At 63.1% G+C, this 15,845-nt stretch carries 12 protein-coding genes; 8 read left to right on the forward strand and 4 right to left on the reverse strand.

Features of this window, described 5'->3' with window-relative positions; all coding sequences use genetic code 11:
• Nucleotides 1–43: 43 nt before the first annotated feature.
• Nucleotides 44–1,894, reverse strand: coding sequence for a sensor domain-containing diguanylate cyclase (locus ACXJ1Z_RS01660; protein WP_463779062.1), 1,851 nt, complete (start codon nt 1,892–1,894; stop codon nt 44–46).
• Nucleotides 1,895–2,270: 376 nt separating this feature from the next.
• Between ACXJ1Z_RS01660 and ACXJ1Z_RS01665 the strand changes: the two genes are divergently transcribed.
• From ACXJ1Z_RS01665 to ACXJ1Z_RS01675, 3 genes are all read left to right on the forward strand, one after another.
• Complete coding sequence (locus tag ACXJ1Z_RS01665; protein WP_463779064.1) at nt 2,271–2,453, forward strand: hypothetical protein; 183 nt, start codon at nt 2,271–2,273, stop codon at nt 2,451–2,453.
• 413 nt (nt 2,454–2,866) lie between these two features.
• Complete coding sequence (locus ACXJ1Z_RS01670) at nt 2,867–3,118, forward strand: hypothetical protein (protein ID WP_463779066.1); 252 nt, start codon at nt 2,867–2,869, stop codon at nt 3,116–3,118.
• Between the two features lie 94 nt (nt 3,119–3,212).
• On the forward strand, nt 3,213–4,049 hold the full coding sequence (locus tag ACXJ1Z_RS01675; RefSeq protein WP_463779068.1) for a 23S rRNA (adenine(2030)-N(6))-methyltransferase RlmJ: 837 nt from the start codon (nt 3,213–3,215) through the stop codon (nt 4,047–4,049).
• 68 nt (nt 4,050–4,117) lie between these two features.
• On the opposite strand, the gene ACXJ1Z_RS01680 is transcribed toward ACXJ1Z_RS01675, so the two are convergent.
• Both ACXJ1Z_RS01680 and ACXJ1Z_RS01685 read right to left on the reverse strand, forming a co-directional pair.
• Nucleotides 4,118–4,438 carry a hypothetical protein gene (locus ACXJ1Z_RS01680; RefSeq protein ID WP_463779070.1) on the reverse strand — a complete coding sequence of 107 codons (321 nt, stop codon included), beginning with the start codon at nt 4,436–4,438 and terminating at the stop codon, nt 4,118–4,120.
• A gap of 326 nt (nt 4,439–4,764) precedes the next feature.
• On the reverse strand, nt 4,765–5,865 hold the full coding sequence (locus tag ACXJ1Z_RS01685; protein WP_463779071.1) for an alkene reductase: 1,101 nt from the start codon (nt 5,863–5,865) through the stop codon (nt 4,765–4,767).
• Between the two features lie 342 nt (nt 5,866–6,207).
• Here ACXJ1Z_RS01685 and ACXJ1Z_RS01690 point away from each other — a divergent pair, with 342 nt between their 5' ends.
• Together ACXJ1Z_RS01690 and ACXJ1Z_RS01695 are read left to right on the forward strand one after the other, a co-directional pair.
• Nucleotides 6,208–7,656 carry a GGDEF domain-containing protein gene (locus tag ACXJ1Z_RS01690; RefSeq protein ID WP_463779073.1) on the forward strand — a complete coding sequence of 483 codons (1,449 nt, stop codon included), beginning with the start codon at nt 6,208–6,210 and terminating at the stop codon, nt 7,654–7,656.
• 236 nt (nt 7,657–7,892) lie between these two features.
• Complete coding sequence (locus ACXJ1Z_RS01695; protein WP_463779074.1) at nt 7,893–9,521, forward strand: Na+/H+ antiporter; 1,629 nt, start codon at nt 7,893–7,895, stop codon at nt 9,519–9,521.
• 32 nt (nt 9,522–9,553) lie between these two features.
• Here ACXJ1Z_RS01695 and ACXJ1Z_RS01700 read toward each other — a convergent pair whose 3' ends face one another.
• A complete protein-coding gene (locus ACXJ1Z_RS01700) occupies nt 9,554–9,958 on the reverse strand; it encodes a hypothetical protein (RefSeq protein ID WP_463779076.1) in 405 nt (134 codons plus the stop codon).
• A gap of 191 nt (nt 9,959–10,149) precedes the next feature.
• Here ACXJ1Z_RS01700 and ACXJ1Z_RS01705 point away from each other — a divergent pair, with 191 nt between their 5' ends.
• From ACXJ1Z_RS01705 to ACXJ1Z_RS01715, 3 genes are read left to right on the forward strand one after another with little or no spacing between them, the layout of a single operon-like run.
• Entirely contained in the window at nt 10,150–11,412 is a 1,263-nt protein-coding gene (locus ACXJ1Z_RS01705) for a TolC family protein (protein WP_463779077.1), read from the forward strand.
• Nucleotides 11,412–12,584 carry an efflux RND transporter periplasmic adaptor subunit gene (locus ACXJ1Z_RS01710; protein WP_463779079.1) on the forward strand — a complete coding sequence of 391 codons (1,173 nt, stop codon included), beginning with the start codon at nt 11,412–11,414 and terminating at the stop codon, nt 12,582–12,584. The genes ACXJ1Z_RS01705 and ACXJ1Z_RS01710 overlap by 1 nt, the downstream gene beginning before the upstream one ends.
• A 3-nt stretch (nt 12,585–12,587) precedes the next feature.
• Nucleotides 12,588–15,824: an efflux RND transporter permease subunit gene (locus ACXJ1Z_RS01715; RefSeq protein ID WP_463779080.1), complete on the forward strand. Its 3,237-nt coding sequence runs from the start codon at nt 12,588–12,590 to the stop codon at nt 15,822–15,824.
• The last annotated feature ends 21 nt before the right edge of the window (nt 15,825–15,845 follow it).

A 15,845-nucleotide genomic window follows, 5' to 3' on the forward strand; every position in this document is an offset into this window, starting at 1 on the left:
AAGCTGTGATCGCAGCCGTGATCAGAAGGCGTCCTTCACAGCTCTAGATATTGCTCGTAAGCGCGCTTCTGCTCTGGATCTCCATGCCGCCCTGTTCCGCGATGACGACACAGTTCCTGCCCTCGCGCTTGGCGCGATAGAGCGCCTCGTCTGCGGCATGCAGCAATGTCGATCCGTCGCCGGGCATGCTTTCGTGAAAAGCCGCGAGGCCGAACGAAGCGCTGACGGGGCCAAGGGCTTGTCCGCCAAAATGCAGTTGAAGCGCGTTTATTGCCGTTCGAAGATATTCCACGCGCGCGCCCAGCGCCGTGGGCAAGGCGCCAGGCACGATGATGGTGAACTCTTCGCCACCATAACGACAAACCACATCCCCGCCCCGAAAGTGGGCCTGCAACGCTGCCGCGAAAGCCTTCAACACATGATCTCCGGCATCGTGTCCGTACTCATCATTGAAGCGCTTGAAGTGATCCAGGTCGCACATCACGACGGTCAACGGCGCTTTCGAACGAACCGAGCGGGCTATCTCCATCTTGAGAGATTCTTCAAGATAGCGCCGGTTGAAGAGGCCGGTCAGCGGATCGCGGATGGTCTGCTCCCGAAGGTTCCTCTGGAGCCGATGGTTGACCAGCGCCGACGAGATATCTTCCGCGACAGCTCTCAGGCGGAATTGCATTTCCGCATCCACCGTACTGCCGAGATACAGCAGGCCGATGACCTCACCCCCAGCCAGCAGCGGTTCGCAGTGATACGGTGACTCTCCATCGACATGCTTGCAAGCGACATCCTCGCGCGCTGGCGTCAGGCCGTGACTCTGACCCAACCGCAACGCCCAGCACTCCTCCGGACTGAACCTGTCGGCGGCATCGGAGGCAGTTCCCCATGTGGCGATCTGTACCAGAAGGTTGCGCGAGTTGTTGTAGGCGTAGACCGCCCCGGACAGGCCAGGCAGTATCTGTGGCAAGAAGCAGCTTATCACATCGGCAAGTTCATCGTCGGTGCGTGCCGCCTGCATCCGGTGAGCCATCAGGCCGAGGCGCTCGATCACCTGATTGCGCACTTCAAGCGCGGCGCTGCGTTCATGAAGCTGGACGTTGAGCGCCTGCAGCGCTTCCTCGCTTCGGCCCTGTAACGCCATCGCTTCTTCTAACCGTGCGATCATCGCGTTGTAACCACGGGCAATGCGGGCGAACTCAAGAGAGTGCATCGTTCGCTCGTCGAGCGGTGCTACCGAATTACTCCCGCCCATCGCCTCCATGGCGTTCATCACCGCGCGTGAGGGTCGCCGGATATCGCGTACCGTCATGAAGAGGGCGAAGGCGATCAGAAACGCCACGATCGGCACACCGATTATGAGCAGGCGTCTGTTCCACTCCATCCGCTCGCCGGCCTGGGTTCGGCGCTCCACCAGCAAGCGTTCCTCGGCGGCGATAAGTGCACCGCGCGCATTGTCGACCTGCGCCATAAGCCGCAGCGCCTCATCATCCGTGCCGACAGCAACCGCGGCGCCCGGCGCGCCGTCGCGCCGCTGCGCAATGCTGGTAGCCAGAAGCGCGGATCGCTTCAGCAATGCTGCCTGAAGCGTTTTCGCACGCGCATTCTGCATCGGATTGTCTGCCGTCAGGCGGACCAATCTGTCCAGATCCTGCGCCGCGCGTTCGAGCAACGGCTGCCAATCGCGATCCCTGGCCCGATCATCATAGACCACAGCGCCGCGCAGTTCGGACTCGACCTGACGCACAAGGTTCGCCGGCTCCTGCGCCGCGCGAAGAACCTGATGGGTATGGGTTATCCATGCAAAGCTGTCGGCCATGTGTTGGGACGAACTGGCGAGAAGTACGGCGAGGCCCAGCAGGGCGCAGGTGATCAGTACGCCAAAGCCTACGATCCTGCTCACCAAGCTTCTAAACACGGCCGATACCTTGCACATCAACCATCCGATCGAACCACATAAGGCATTAACTTTTCATAAATATCTGCATTGGGGGGCCTCTGCTTGATGCGGAAGGGACTGGCGCGGAACGTTCGCAATGGAGTTGCCGCGATCATCGATCGTCACGAAATCATGCGGGTCGCCTTGGCCGCTCGCATCGCGCCCCCAACCGCCAAAGCTGGATCTGGTCGTCTCATCCCGGCCGGATCCTGCAAAGATATTCGAATGCTCACGTTGCCTATGGCTTTTCCCATGAGGCTAGCCAGGCGATGAGCGCTTGCCAGTCCGTCTGCAATGAGCAACATTCTGTTAAACACGATCGGCAAGTTGAGGGCTTCTTATGGGCGAACGGTTGCAGAATTTGGAGCGGCTATTCCGGGCAAGCAGAAGCGATGCCGTCCGGTATCGCTTGGGAGAGGTGATCCGCGAGCTTGGTTACATCGACTTCAACGACTTTCGACGCTCGCCCATCCATATCGCGCATATTGACGCGGTGGAGCATGCGCTGGGCTTTCAGCACTGATTTCAGAATGGCCGTCCGCACCACGGTGTTCTCGAAAAGGCCGAGAGGATAGCAGGGTGTTGCGCAACGTCGATGATGCCCGCGCATTGCTCGGGGCTAGGACGTACCGATCGCGCCGGGGAAGGCCGTTCAGTGCATCGATCGCCTGAACTATCCGACTTGGTCCTCCCGGTCCGTCCCATCAGCCAGCACCAAGTCTTCGCGTCAGCCGATCCGGTAGAGAACCGCGCGTGCTGGTATGCTGCGGCCATGATGGTGTTGAGCTACCGCGAACCGCTTCTTCCACGCGAGCTTACAAACGGCAGACGGCCGCTCGCCTCTGGAAGAACTATGGTGTTCAGCCACACCACCTCGATCGGCAGGCGCAAGAGGCAAGGCTCGAGCATTCGCCATCCAAGGTCGTGCTTCCGAGGATGGGCGCGGCACAGTGGCATGCTGCACTCACCACGTTCGGTTTCCCGATGGTCGTGCGCGGTATCGTGAAAAGCGGCGAAACACGGGAGGTGATCTACAATGACCCGCTCTCAGGCTCGCGATCCAAGGTGCTGTTGAGGTTCAACGGCGGCGTGGACTGGCGGATGCCGATCCTGTTCAGGCGATCAGCACATCGACCGCGCGCGGTGCTCCAGCAGCCTGTTGGCGCACCGTTCGACGTGAGCTACTAACGGTTACCCGCAATAACAGCTAAGGCGTCGTCCGAAACAAAGTTCGGTTGCCATTCACTCACAACCCACTCCACCGTCCGGATTTCGGATCCCAATGAATTATCGCCATTCCTTCCACGCTGGCAATAGCGCCGATGTCGTGAAACACAGCCTGCTGATCGCCCTCGTGCGGGCCTTGCAGCACAAGCAGGGCGCACTGACCCTGATCGATACCCATGCTGGCCGTGGTCTCTACGACCTTGGCGGCGAGAATGCCCAGCGCACCGGCGAGTCCACGCAGGGCGTTCTGCGCGTCTTTGCCGACGCAGACCCCCTGCTGAACGACTACCGCGCTGCGGTACAGGCGATGAATGTCGGAGCCGAGCCGCGCCTCTACCCCGGTTCGCCGCAGGTTCTGGCGCAGCTTCTGCGTCCGCAGGATTTTCTCGTTCTGAACGAAAAGCATCCTGAGGATGCCCATGCCTTGCGCGGCACGATGCGCGACACATCCGCCGCCGTGCATGAGCGCGACGCCTACGAGCTTTGGTTGGCAATGGTGCCGCCCCGCACCGCGCGCGGCGTGGTGGTGGTCGACCCGCCATACGAGCAGCCGGACGAACGCGCACGTATCACCGCCACCCTCGCCGCCGCTCACCGCAAATGGGCGCATGGCGTGACGGTAATCTGGTATCCACTGAAGAACCGAGCCGCGCATTCGCAGTGGAAGGAGCTGCTCCGCAAGCTGGGCATCCCCAAATTGCTGTGGGTGGAGCATTGGTTGTACGACGGCGAGCAGCCCGGCATCTACAACGGCGCGGGTCTCTATATCGTCAACCCACCGTACGCCTTCACGCAGGCGCTGCCACCTCTGCTGGAAGCCTTGCGCGCAGCGCTGGCGCCGGAGGGGCATAAAGGCGAGATCGCATCGGATTGGCTGAGCGGTGCGAAGTGAATCCTGATCTCAACTTTTTTTGAAAGTGAAAGTAGAGCGCGTCAGGTTGCGACCAAAGTGGACCGCGCCTAGTCGCCGTTGGCATCAACCATGAACACTGTCGGCTTGCCACGCGAAGCCGGGTCCCATCCTGCCGACAAAGCCGCTCGCACCCCGCGCGAGGCTATTGCGTCGTTGATGTGCAATCGCCCCTTCGGCAATCCTTTCAGCAGACGCTTGGGAGTCGGAAATTCCAGGACGGCTTCGCGCTGCATATCTCTCTGGCGCAAAGAGATCGTCATGCCCTTCCAGCCGTCGAAAGAAGACAGCTGGGGCTCGCTCAGGAGTTCCCAGTCATATTTGACGCCATCGATTTCGACGGTGCCGCCGCGGCCGTGCATGTGAAGCATGCGATGCCCCTTAACATGTTAAGCGCGGCGCTCCACCCATCACTGCTGCCACCGTGCACTCTCAAACCCTTTATGTGCCGCCATCTCCGCCTGATTATGCAGCCGCAGAAGCTGCATACGATGCACAAGACTTCAGATTCCTTGGCTCGCCAATGCCTTGGAGGCAATCGTCACCGCTCTTTATCAGCGGGCTCACATCGAAAAGCGGCTGTCGGAACGCTCGGTGGTCAACACCCCCGCTATCGGCAACCAAGATCGGTTCGGCGGAGGTCATGGGCGAGCAGCAAGCGGATCAACCGCCTCTTCTCTCCGCCCGCCGTTTGACATTAGTTGCCGCTACCGTTCGGCAGGGTCTGAGCCGCCGGATAGTCGATATACCCTTCCCGCCCCTGGCTGTACCACGTCGCCATATCGTCCGGATTCAGCGCGATCTGCGCAGCGAAACGGTGCGGCAGATCCGGATTGGCGAGGAAGGTGCGACCGAAGGCAATCGCGTCCGCCTCGCCGCGATCGAGCGCAGCCTGCCCGCTCGCCGCGTCGTAATCTGAGTTCAAGATGAGCGGGCGACTGAACGCATGGCGGATCAGCGGATGCACCGGTGCCACCTCCGCCTTGCCGAACGTACCGTCGAAGCCCGGCTCGCGCAGTTCCAGCCACGCCACGCCGATCCGGTCAAGCTCAGCCGCAGCCGCCGGGAACAAGGCATGCGGGTTGGAGTCGTTGGCTCCCTGCGAATCGCCATTGGGTGACAGCCGCACGCCGACTCTGTCGCCGCCGATGGTCTCGACCAGCCGCTGGGACACCTCAGCCAGAAGGCGAATGCGGTTCTCGATCGGACCACCGTAGATATCTTCCCGGAAGTTCGAATTGTCGCGGAGGAACTGGTCGATCAGATAGCCATTGGCCGCGTGAAGTTGCACTCCATCGAACCCGGCGGCGATCGCGTTGCGCGCGGCATGGCCATAATCGTCAAGCAGCCGCTTGATCTCGTCCAGTCCCAGCGAGCGCGCCTCCACGTAAGGCTGCTTGCCGTCATACGTGTGCGCATCGCCTGGCGCGGTGGTCGCCGATGAAGAGACCGGCTGCGCGCCGCCAAGGAAGCTGGGGTGGACGATGCGCCCCATGTGCCACAGCTGCAGTGCGATCCGGCCACCGGCTTCATGCACAGCCGCCGTCACTGGCTTCCAAGCCTCGACCTGCTCGTCCGACCAGATGCCTGGCGCGTAGGGCCAACCCAGTCCTTCCTGGGTGATGCCCGTGGCCTCGCTGATGATGAGGCCCGCGCTCGCCCGCTGAGCATAATATTCGGCCATTATCGGCGTCGGCACATGGCTGCGCGTCGCCCGTGCGCGGGTCAGCGGCGCCATCAGGATGCGGTTGGGCAAGGCGACGACCCCAAGCTCGATGGGATCAAAAAGTGATGGCATTCAAGCGCTCCTGGGTATGTGACGCAGCAGATAGGAACGCCCCTGCTGTGTTGCGATGCACAAAGGCCAAACAAAACGGACCGGCGGCGGCGAGAGCCACAATCCGCCATTCAGATCACCCATCCCGCTCTCCGACATAGGGGACGTGTCCATCATAACCGATGGCTGATCTGGGCGAGCTCAATACAGGCTGCCAAAGGGTCAGTTGGTTGCTTGGCAGTCCACCGTGGCCTCGCCCGTGAGCGAGGGGCTCAACCGTATGTTTACGGTACTGCGCTTAAGGGTTCGTGGATGTTTTCGGCCGCTCCGTCTATCGCCCCAGCCCACGGTGCTCTCGCGAGCATGCTTGCTGGTATCCTGCCGAAGATCCTTGAGATCACCAGGCCGCTCGTCGCGGTGGCACTCGTCGTACTGCTCGCCAGCTCCCTTGGACTTGCATCCAAGCACGCATTTTCGGTCTCGTTCTGGCCAGCTAACGGTATTTTAGTCGGACTCTTGGTTCGTCGCCCGCAACTCCATCGTCTCTCAGGTTGGGTCGGTGCAGGGTTGGGCTTCATGAGTGCGGACGTCCTCTTCGGGAGCACCCTTGCGCTGGCGGCCTTCTTTGCGGCTGCAAACCTTTTGGGAACCTGGACGGCGACGACATTGCTCCTGCGCCTCGACGTACGCGACCTGCAGTTGCGTCGGGTCCACTCCGTGTCGCGGATCTTCGCGTGTCTGGTTCCGGCATCGTTTGCGGCGGCTTTGGTAGGCGCACTTCTGGTGAAAGTGCAATTCGGGGGCTCGGTGTCGCAGACGCTGCTGACATGGCCCGCCAGCGAACTCGTGAACTACCTCATCATACTGCCTGCAATGCTGAGCCTCTCGGCCGCGAAAGTGGATAGCACGAGGTATGATTCCCACCTCGCAAGCATCGCTCGTCGCCCCATATGGCCATGCATTGCGCTTGCGGCATCCTGCCTGGTGGCGGTTGTTTTCGATGGGCCAGGAAGCATCATGTTTCCGATGCCTGCTCTACTCCTGTGCGCGCTGACCTATAGCACGTCCACCACCGCAATGCTCACCGCGCTGCTGGGCGCGGGTTGCCTGAACGTAATCGGTCTTGGACTCGTCGACATCGGTCAGGACATGTCGATCCCGGCCATGGTCGTTTCGGTGCGCGTTGCCGTCGCATTTCTGGTGCTGGTGCCGCTTACCATCAGCAGTGCGATGGCGGTTCGCGAGGACCTGTTGAACAAGCTACGCGTCGCCGCAGATCATGACGGACTAACCGGACTGCTCAATCGACGCGCATTTGAACAGCGAATGAACGATCGTTTCACCGCAGCACCAGGTGCCGGCAGCACTTACACGCTCCTCTGGCTGGACGTCGATCATTTCAAGTCCATCAACGACGACTTCGGGCACCTCGCTGGAGACCTGGTGCTGCAAGACTTCGGCGCCATCGCATGCGCGGCCTGCGCAAGCACCGACCTGGTCGGTAGGATGGGCGGAGAAGAGTTCGCGCTGCTCATAGCCGTCGCCGATCAAGGCGCTGCCATGGCCGTTGCAGAACGTCTGCGAAAATCCTTTGCGGACCATGTGACAATGTGGGGCGGCGTTGCGATTAAGGCAACGGTCAGCATAGGCGCTTGCCACCTCGTGCAGGCGCCAGAGGACCTTAGGCAACTGCTCCTGCGCCTTGATGAAGCCCTGTATCGCGCGAAACGCCAAGGCCGCAACTGCATCGTCTGGTCGGATGATGTATTCGAACCGGAGTACGTGGTCTCACGCTTGGCGAAGATCGCGTAGGCCTCCAGCCTGTCGCGAGATCGCGAACGGCACGTGGAAAGCGGAGCCGCGGTGGGAGCCAGGTTCTGCCGCGCCTGAAGCAGACGCCGAATGGTGAGCCGCGTTCATTGAACCATACCCTAGTCGTAATCTAATTCATCTCATGCACGACCGGGTGTGCGGGGTTCCGAACTCTCGAGGGTTGTTTTGGCCGCGCTCTGGAGGCTACCGGTGACGCCTCACCAAAGGAGTTCGACTTGGAAGTCGTATCGATTGCCTTATTCCTGCTACTCGCAGTTGTCGTGAGTGGCGCTATCGCGCGGATGCTGCCGTTTTCGCTTCCGACCCCTCTGGTGCAAATCACCTTCGGAGCTTTGATCGGGCTGTCCAGCTCACACCGCGTCGCGCTTGATCCTGAGCTGTTCCTGTTCCTGTTCCTTCCGCCACTGCTTTTTCTCGATGGTTGGCGAATACCCAAGGACGAGTTGTTCAAGGACCTATCCACGGTTGTGGAACTCGCGCTTGGACTTGTCTTGTTGACGGTGCTGGGCATGGGGCTGTTCATCCACTGGATGATCCCGGCGATGCCGCTGGCGGTCGCCTTCGCCTTGGCCGCTGTGGTGTCTCCAACCGATCCGATCGCAGTGTCCGCCATCGCTGCACGCGTACCGATCCCCAAGCGCATGATGCACATTCTGGAAGGGGAATCGTTGCTGAACGATGCCTCGGGCCTCGTCTGCCTGCGTTTTGCGATCGCTGCGGCGCTGACGGGCAGCTTCTCGGTCGGCGAAGCGGCTCTGAACTTTCTGTGGGTCGCCGTCGGTGGGCTGGTAATTGGCGTCCTTGTGACCATGCTCGTCTCACGCGCGAAGGCCTGGGTCACCAAACGGTGGGGCGAGGATACGGGCTCGCAAATCCTGGTGAGCCTGCTGATCCCGTTCGGGTCCTATCTGCTGGCCGAACACGTCCATGCTTCGGGGATCCTGGCAGCGGTGGGTGCCGGCGTGACGATGAGCTTCGCGGAAATCTCCCGTCAGGCGCTCGCCGTCACGCGAATGCGCCGTAACTCGGTGTGGGACACGATCCAGTTTGCGCTCAACGGCATCATCTTCGTGCTGCTGGGCGAGCAACTTCCGTCAATCCTGAGGGGCGCTCGCACGACCGTGGCCCTGACGGGTCATCAATCGCCACTATGGCTTGGGGCGTACGTCCTCGCCATCGTCGCGGGGCTGGCAGCGCTTAGGTTCGGGTGGGTGTGGGTCTCTTTGCGATTGACCATCCTGCGCAAGGCGACTCCCGGTGCTGTCCGCAGCCCCGACTGGCGGCTTGTCGCAACCACGTCGTTTGCCGGCGTGCGTGGCGCGATCACGCTGGCAGGCGTGCTCACCATACCGCTGACGATGAACGATGGCGCACCGTTCCCCATGCGCGACCTGGCCATTTTCCTGGCCGCCGGGGTCATCGTCGTCTCCCTGTTGTTGGCGACGTTCGCTTTGCCCGTTTTGCTGAAGGGGCTGACCATGCCACCCGAACCTTCGAAAGAAACCGAAGAGGACACTGCGCGCATCACCACCGCAGAAGCCGCAATCCGCGCTATCGAGCGCCATCAGCATGCACTGGCAGAGGAGCATGACGACCCTGACCTCTATGCTGCGGCCGGCACTTGGGTGATGGATGTCTACCGCGAACGTATCGAGGGCTTGAGCGGCGATCGATCCGGCCAGAGCCGGGCCCAGGAAAGCTTGATTGCGCAGTTCCGCCTCATTGGCGTCGGTGCCGAACGTGCCAAGTTGCTGGAACTCACACGCAGCCGAACCATCGGCAGCGAGACTGTGCGCAAGCTGACGCGAGAGCTCGATTTGGCCGAGGCACGGCATCGAGGATGATCCACCGTCAGCTCCGATGCATGCCCCAAGCTCTAGCGCGCTTGGGGCATGCTGAATATCCCGAGATTGGTCGGCTCGCTTGGCCATAACCAGATCAACAGGACCGAGATGCCGTTGTTGATGGTGGTGCTCTGTGCCTTCGAGGCCCTGGGCGAGGCGCGCTGGAAATGTGATCCGCGGTTGCGCCTGCCCGTTCCATGGCGATCAATATGCTGATAGGGCGAAGGCCGATGCACCGGCTTTCCGCCTTGTTCCTCTGTCTCATGCTCTTGCTGTCGCTCGGGCTGGGATCGGTCGCGCATGCGACAGAAGCTGTGGGATGCGTCGATACCGGTGCTGCCAGCTCCGTAGAACACAATGATGGTGACGGGGACCAAGTGCAAGCGGATGCCGACAGGTCCTACCCGCACCATCATGGCGGATGCCATGGCCATCATATCGGCGTTCCATTCGAAGCCGGTCCTGTCGTATCGATGGGAGAGTTGGTCCTTGCGCCGATGGCATGGAACCACGCCCCCATGGCACCGGTGCTGTCGATCCAAGCTTTGCGACCTCCCCAAGCCTGACGAGCCCCTAACCGCCGACGCCATCTGGCCCGGCACTTGAGGATCGTCAGGAGTTCATCACCATGTCCCGTTTCATCGCGGCCTTGCTGGCCGTGGCGTCGTGCGCGTCGATCGCGCACGCGCAATCACCCGAGCCGGCCCCGACCGGTTCTCCACTCACGCTAGAGCATGCGCTGACGCTTGCCAGCGCGACAGCGCCTAATCTCGAAGCCGCTGCAGCAGGGGTGCGGGCCGCCGTGGCGGGGCGTACCGTCGCCGGTTATCGCCCCAATCCGTCGATCGTTGCCGAGACTGAGAACATCGCCGGCAGCGGCCAGTATCGCGGCCTACGCAGCGCGGAGACGACTGTCGGCCTGGCACTGCCGATCGAGTTGGGTGGCAAAAGGTCGGCGCGGATCGCGGTCGCCAATGCGATCGGCGACCGGGCGCGAATCGGGACGGTGCTGGCAGAAGCCGATCTCAGGCTCGTCGTCACACGGCTCTACATACAGGCCGTATCGACCGAGCGTCGTCTCGTCACAGCGCGCGAACAAGCCGGCATCGCCCGTGAGGCGTTGCGTGCCGCCGGGGTCCGTGTGCAGGCGGGACGCGCGTCACCGCTAGAACAGCAGCGTGCAGACGTGCTGCGCATCAACGCAGAGATGGCCGTGGAGCGTGCCGAGCGGCTTGCCGAGGTGGCGCGCGACAATCTCTCGCGTCGGATCGGCCAGCCGGTTACCGGACCGTTGGACTTGGCCTGGTTCGAGCGTGTCGACGACCCTGGCCCGGCTAGAACGTTCGAACCCGCCGGCACGCTGGCGCTGGCGGCCGCCCGGGCCGACGCAACCACGGCCGAAGCACAGGTGCGGCTTGCCCGCTCGCAGCGCGTTCCTGACCTAACGCTGAGCGCCAGCGCACGACGGCTTGAGGCGACCAACGACGTTGCCGCAGTATTCGGACTGTCGATCCCCCTCCCCGTTTTCAACAACGGCGCCGCAGCCGTGGCCCAGGCCCGCGCGCAGAGCGATCAGGCGCTGGCGCTGCGGGATGTGGCCGAGCTGGACGCGGCACAGGATACAGCGAATACGCAAGTCGAAGTAGCGAACGCCGCCACGTCCGCGCGCAATGCGAGCGGTCCGGTCTTGGCATCGGCGACCGAAGCGGCTCGTATCGCTCGGATCGGCTACCGCGAAGGCAAGTTCGGCCAGCTCGACTTGCTCGATGCCGAGCGGACCCTGTCCGAAACGCGCACCGCCGCGATCGAAGCGCTCGCCACCTATCACGACGCAAAGGCACGCCTGGAACGGCTCGTTGCCGCCGCCCCCTCGTTTGAGGAAAACAAGTGATGACCAAGTGCATGATGCGGGCGCTAACGCCCGTGACCCTGGCCCTCATTCTTGCGGGATGCGGCGTGAGCGGCAGCAGCGGTGAAACTGGCGAGAAGGTCGCGGTCGAAAAGACCGAAGGTGCCAAGGCCGGCGAGGCCAGGGAAGGCCCCAAAGATGTGATCACGTTGTCCGCGCAGCAGATTGCGGACGCTGGCATCGAAGTCACGCGCCCCACAGTCGGCGGAGTTGCCGGTGCGATCGAGCTTTCGGCGACGATCGAAGGTGATCCGCAGGGCGTGCAGGTGGTGTCGGCATCGCTGGGCGGGAGGGTCGTCTCGCTGACCCGCAATCTCGGCCAACCCGTCGGGCGCGGCGATCCCCTTGCCATCATCGAGAGCCGGGAAGCGGCATCTCTCAAAGCCGAGGTGGAAGCCGCACGCGCGCGTTCAGCCCTGGCGCAATCGAGTCTTCGTCGCGAGCAGCGCCTGTTCGCCGAGCGCGTTTCGCCCGAACAGGATCTCGTCGCCGCCCGGACCGCCGCGACCGAAGCCAGTATCGCGCTGCGCCTGGCACAGCAGCAACTGTCCGCGACCGGTAGCGAAGGCGGTGCGCCCAACCGCATCGCGATACGCTCGCCGATCGCCGGTCAGGTCATCGCACGCTCGGCCACACTTGGGCAGACGGTCGGAGCCGACGCCGAGCTGTTCCGGGTCGCCAACCTGTCCAAAGTCACCGTCGCGACCTCGCTCGTGCCCAGTGATGCCGGCCGGGTGAAGCCGGGCGCGCGTGTTGAGGTTACAGCAGCGGGTCGCCGCCAGGAAGGACGTGTGACCTTCGTCTCGCCCATCCTGGACGAGACGACGCGCTTGGTGCCCGTCATCGTCACGCTCGATAATACCGGCAGCACCTGGCGGGTTGGCGAGACGGTCAATGTCTCGATCCTGGTGCCTGCCAGCGGGGATCGCACCGTCGCCGTGCCATCGGCCGCGGTCCAGATGATCGAGGACAAACCGTTCGTCTTCGTGCGGACCCCTACCGGATTCCGGGCAACGCCGGTGACATTGGGGCGCACCAACGGCGGCCAGGTCGTCGTCACGTCCGGGCTCACCGGCTCGGAGCGGATCGCCTCCACCAACAGCTTCACGCTCAAGGCCGAGCTCGGCAAGGGCGAAGGCGGGGACGAGGACTGAGCCATGATCGGTCGCCTCGTCACCCTCTCCGTCGAGAAGCGCTGGCTGGTCCTGCTTCTCACCGTCGCCGCTGCGCTGCTGGGGATCGGCGCCTTGCGCCAGCTCCCTATCGACGCCGTTCCCGACATCACCAACAACCAGGTGCAGATCAACGTCGTCGCTCCTGCCCTGTCCCCGGACCAGATCGAGAAACAGGTCGCGTTCACGGTCGAAACCGCGCTCGCCGGCATTCCGGGCCTCGAATATACCCGCTCGCTCAGCCGCAACGGCTTTGCCCAGGTCACGGCCGTCTTCACCGAGAAGACCGATATCTACTTTGCCCGTCAACAAGTGGCGGAGCGACTGCGTACGGCGGAGGAAGACCTTCCCGAGGGCGTGAACCCGGAGATGGGACCGATCGCGACCGGGCTCGGCGACATCTTCATGTGGACCGTCGAGTACCGCGAACTGGATCAGGTTCATCACCGCAACGGTGAGCCCGGCCTGCAACGCGACGGCAGCTACATCTCACCCGAAGGCGATCACCTCGTCAGCGAGGCCGACAAGGCGACATACCTGCGCACCGTCCAGGACTGGATCGTCACCCCCAAGCTCAAGAGCACGGCGGGACTGGCGGGGGTCGACTCCCTCGGCGGTTACACCAAGGAATATCTCGTCGTTCCCGACGTGCAGCGCATGGCCGCCATGCGGCTGACGCTGCAGGACCTCACCACCGCGCTGGAGCGCAACAACACCAGCGCCGGCGCCGGGGTCGTCAACCGCAATGGCGAAGGGCTTGCCGTGCGTTCCGACGGGCGCGTGCGCAATGCCGACGAACTCGCCCGAACCGTCGTCGCCAGCCGTGAGGGTGTGCCGATCCTGCTCAACCAGATCGCGACGGTTCGGACGGGTCAGGCCCTTCGCATGGGTTCGGCGTCCGAGAACGGGCATGAAGTGGTAGTCGGAACCGCCGTCATGCGGATCGGCGAGAACAGCCGCACCGTATCGACCGGGGTGGGCGAAAGGCTGACGCAGATCGGTCGGTCGTTGCCGGTCGATGTCGTCGTGAAGCCCGTGTTGAACCGGACCGAGTTGGTGAACTCCACCATCGCGACGGTCGCCCGCAATCTGGCCGAAGGCGCGCTGCTGGTGATCGTCGTCCTGTTCGCCCTGCTCGGCAACTTCCGTGCGGCGCTGATCGCGGCTCTCGTCATTCCGATCACCATGCTGCTGACCAGCATCGGCATGTTGCAGGCGGGCGTCTCGGCCAATCTGATGAGCCTCGGCGCGCTCGATTTCGGCCTGATCGTGGACGGCGCCGTCATCATCGTCGAGAACGCCTTGCGGCGCCTCGCCGAAGCACAGCATGGCCGCGAAGGCGAGCTGGCGATGGAACAGCGGCTCGGGCTGGTCGCCGCGTCCGCCCGCGAGATGATCCGTCCTTCCGTTTACGGGCAGGCGATCATCATTCTCGTCTATGCGCCCCTGCTCGCTTTCACCGGCGTCGAGGGCAAGATGTTCGAGCCGATGGCGCTTACCGTCATCATTGCGCTCGTGTTCGCCTTCATCCTTTCGCTGACCTTCGTGCCAGCGGCGATCGCCATCTGGCTCAGCAAGCGGGTAGAGGAGAAGGAAAGCCGGCTCGTGACGTTCCTTCGGCAGCGCTACGAGCCGGGTCTCGATGCCGCCATGCGTCGTCCGACACTCACCATCGGCGTCGCGATCGGCGCGCTGGCGCTTGCCGGCGTCGCCTTCACGACCCTCGGACAGGAGTTTCTGCCCCAGCTCGACGAGGGCAACATCCTCGTGCAGGCCGTTCGTATCCCGGGCACGTCGGTTGACCAGAGCCAGGCGATGCAGTTCCAGGTGGAAAAGGCTCTCGCCAAGGCACCGGAGGTCCGCTTCGCGTTTTCCCGTACGGGTACGTCCGAGATCGCGTCGGACCCGATGCCGCCGAACGCCACGGACACCTTCGTCATCCTGAAACCGAAGGCGGAATGGCCCGATCCTAGCCTCTCCAAAGAAGCGTTGGTGGCGCAATTGGAAAAGCGCCTCTCCGCCCTTCCCGGAAACGCCTACGAGATCACCCAGCCCATCCAGATGCGGTTCAACGAGTTGATCGCGGGCGTTCGCGGCGACATCGCAATCAAGGTTTTCGGCGATGACTTTGGCGAGATGAACGCGACCGCCGATCGAATTGCCGGCATCCTGCGCCGGACCCAAGGTGCCGCTGACGTGCGGGTCGAGCAGACCGAGGGGCTGCCGATGCTCGACATTCGGCCGAACCGCACTGCCATGTCGCGCGTCGGCGTCACCGCTGGAGACGTGCAGGACACGGTTGCCGCAGCCATCGGCGGCCGACAGGCCGGCGTGATCTTCGAGGGGGATCGCCGCTTCCCCGTCGTCATCCGAATGGCGGAAAGCTCCCGGTCGGACCTGACAGCTGTTGCCCAGGTGCCGGTGCCGACGTCCGGTGGCGGCTTCGTGCCGCTCTCGACCGTGAGCGATATCGCCGTTGTCGATGGACCCAATCAGATCAGCCGCGAGAACGGAAAGCGGCGCGTGGTGGTGCAAGCGAACGTGCGCGACCGTGACGTGGCGAGCGTGGTCTCGGACACCCGCGCGGCGATCGATGCTCAGGTAAAGCTACCGGCAGGAACGTACCTCGAATGGAGTGGTCAGTTCGAGAACTTGGCATCCGCCCGTGATCGCCTCGCACTCGTGGTGCCGGTCTGCTTCGTTGTCATCATGCTCCTGCTCTACGGGGCACTGGGCTCTGTTCGAGACGCGCTGATCGTGTTCACCGGCGTCCCGCTGGCGCTGGTGGGAGGGGTTCTCGCGCTGGTGCTGCGTGGATTGCCTTTCTCCATCTCCGCAGCTGTCGGCTTCATCGCGTTATCCGGTATCGCGGTCCTCAATGGTTTGGTCATGGTGACGTCGATCCACGACCTGATGCGGGACGGCATGGATCGGACGCGTGCCGCCCATCAAGGCGCATTGGTACGCCTCAGGCCGGTCGCAATGACGGCGCTCGTGGCCTCGCTCGGTTTCGTGCCGATGGCACTGGGGCATGGCGCGGGCGCGGAGGTGCAAAAGCCGCTCGCGACCGTGGTCATCGGCGGCCTGATCTCCGCGACGCTGCTAACCCTATTTGTGCTGCCGACCCTATACGCGAAATTCGGCCGCCGCGCGCTGCCGGCGCCGGCAGCCGGGCATGCCGAACTTCCTGCCATTCCGGCTCCGTCGCACGGGAAAGTATGACACAACCCAGCGGCGGGGTAG

The organism is Novosphingobium sp. TK46, assembly GCF_055361525.1.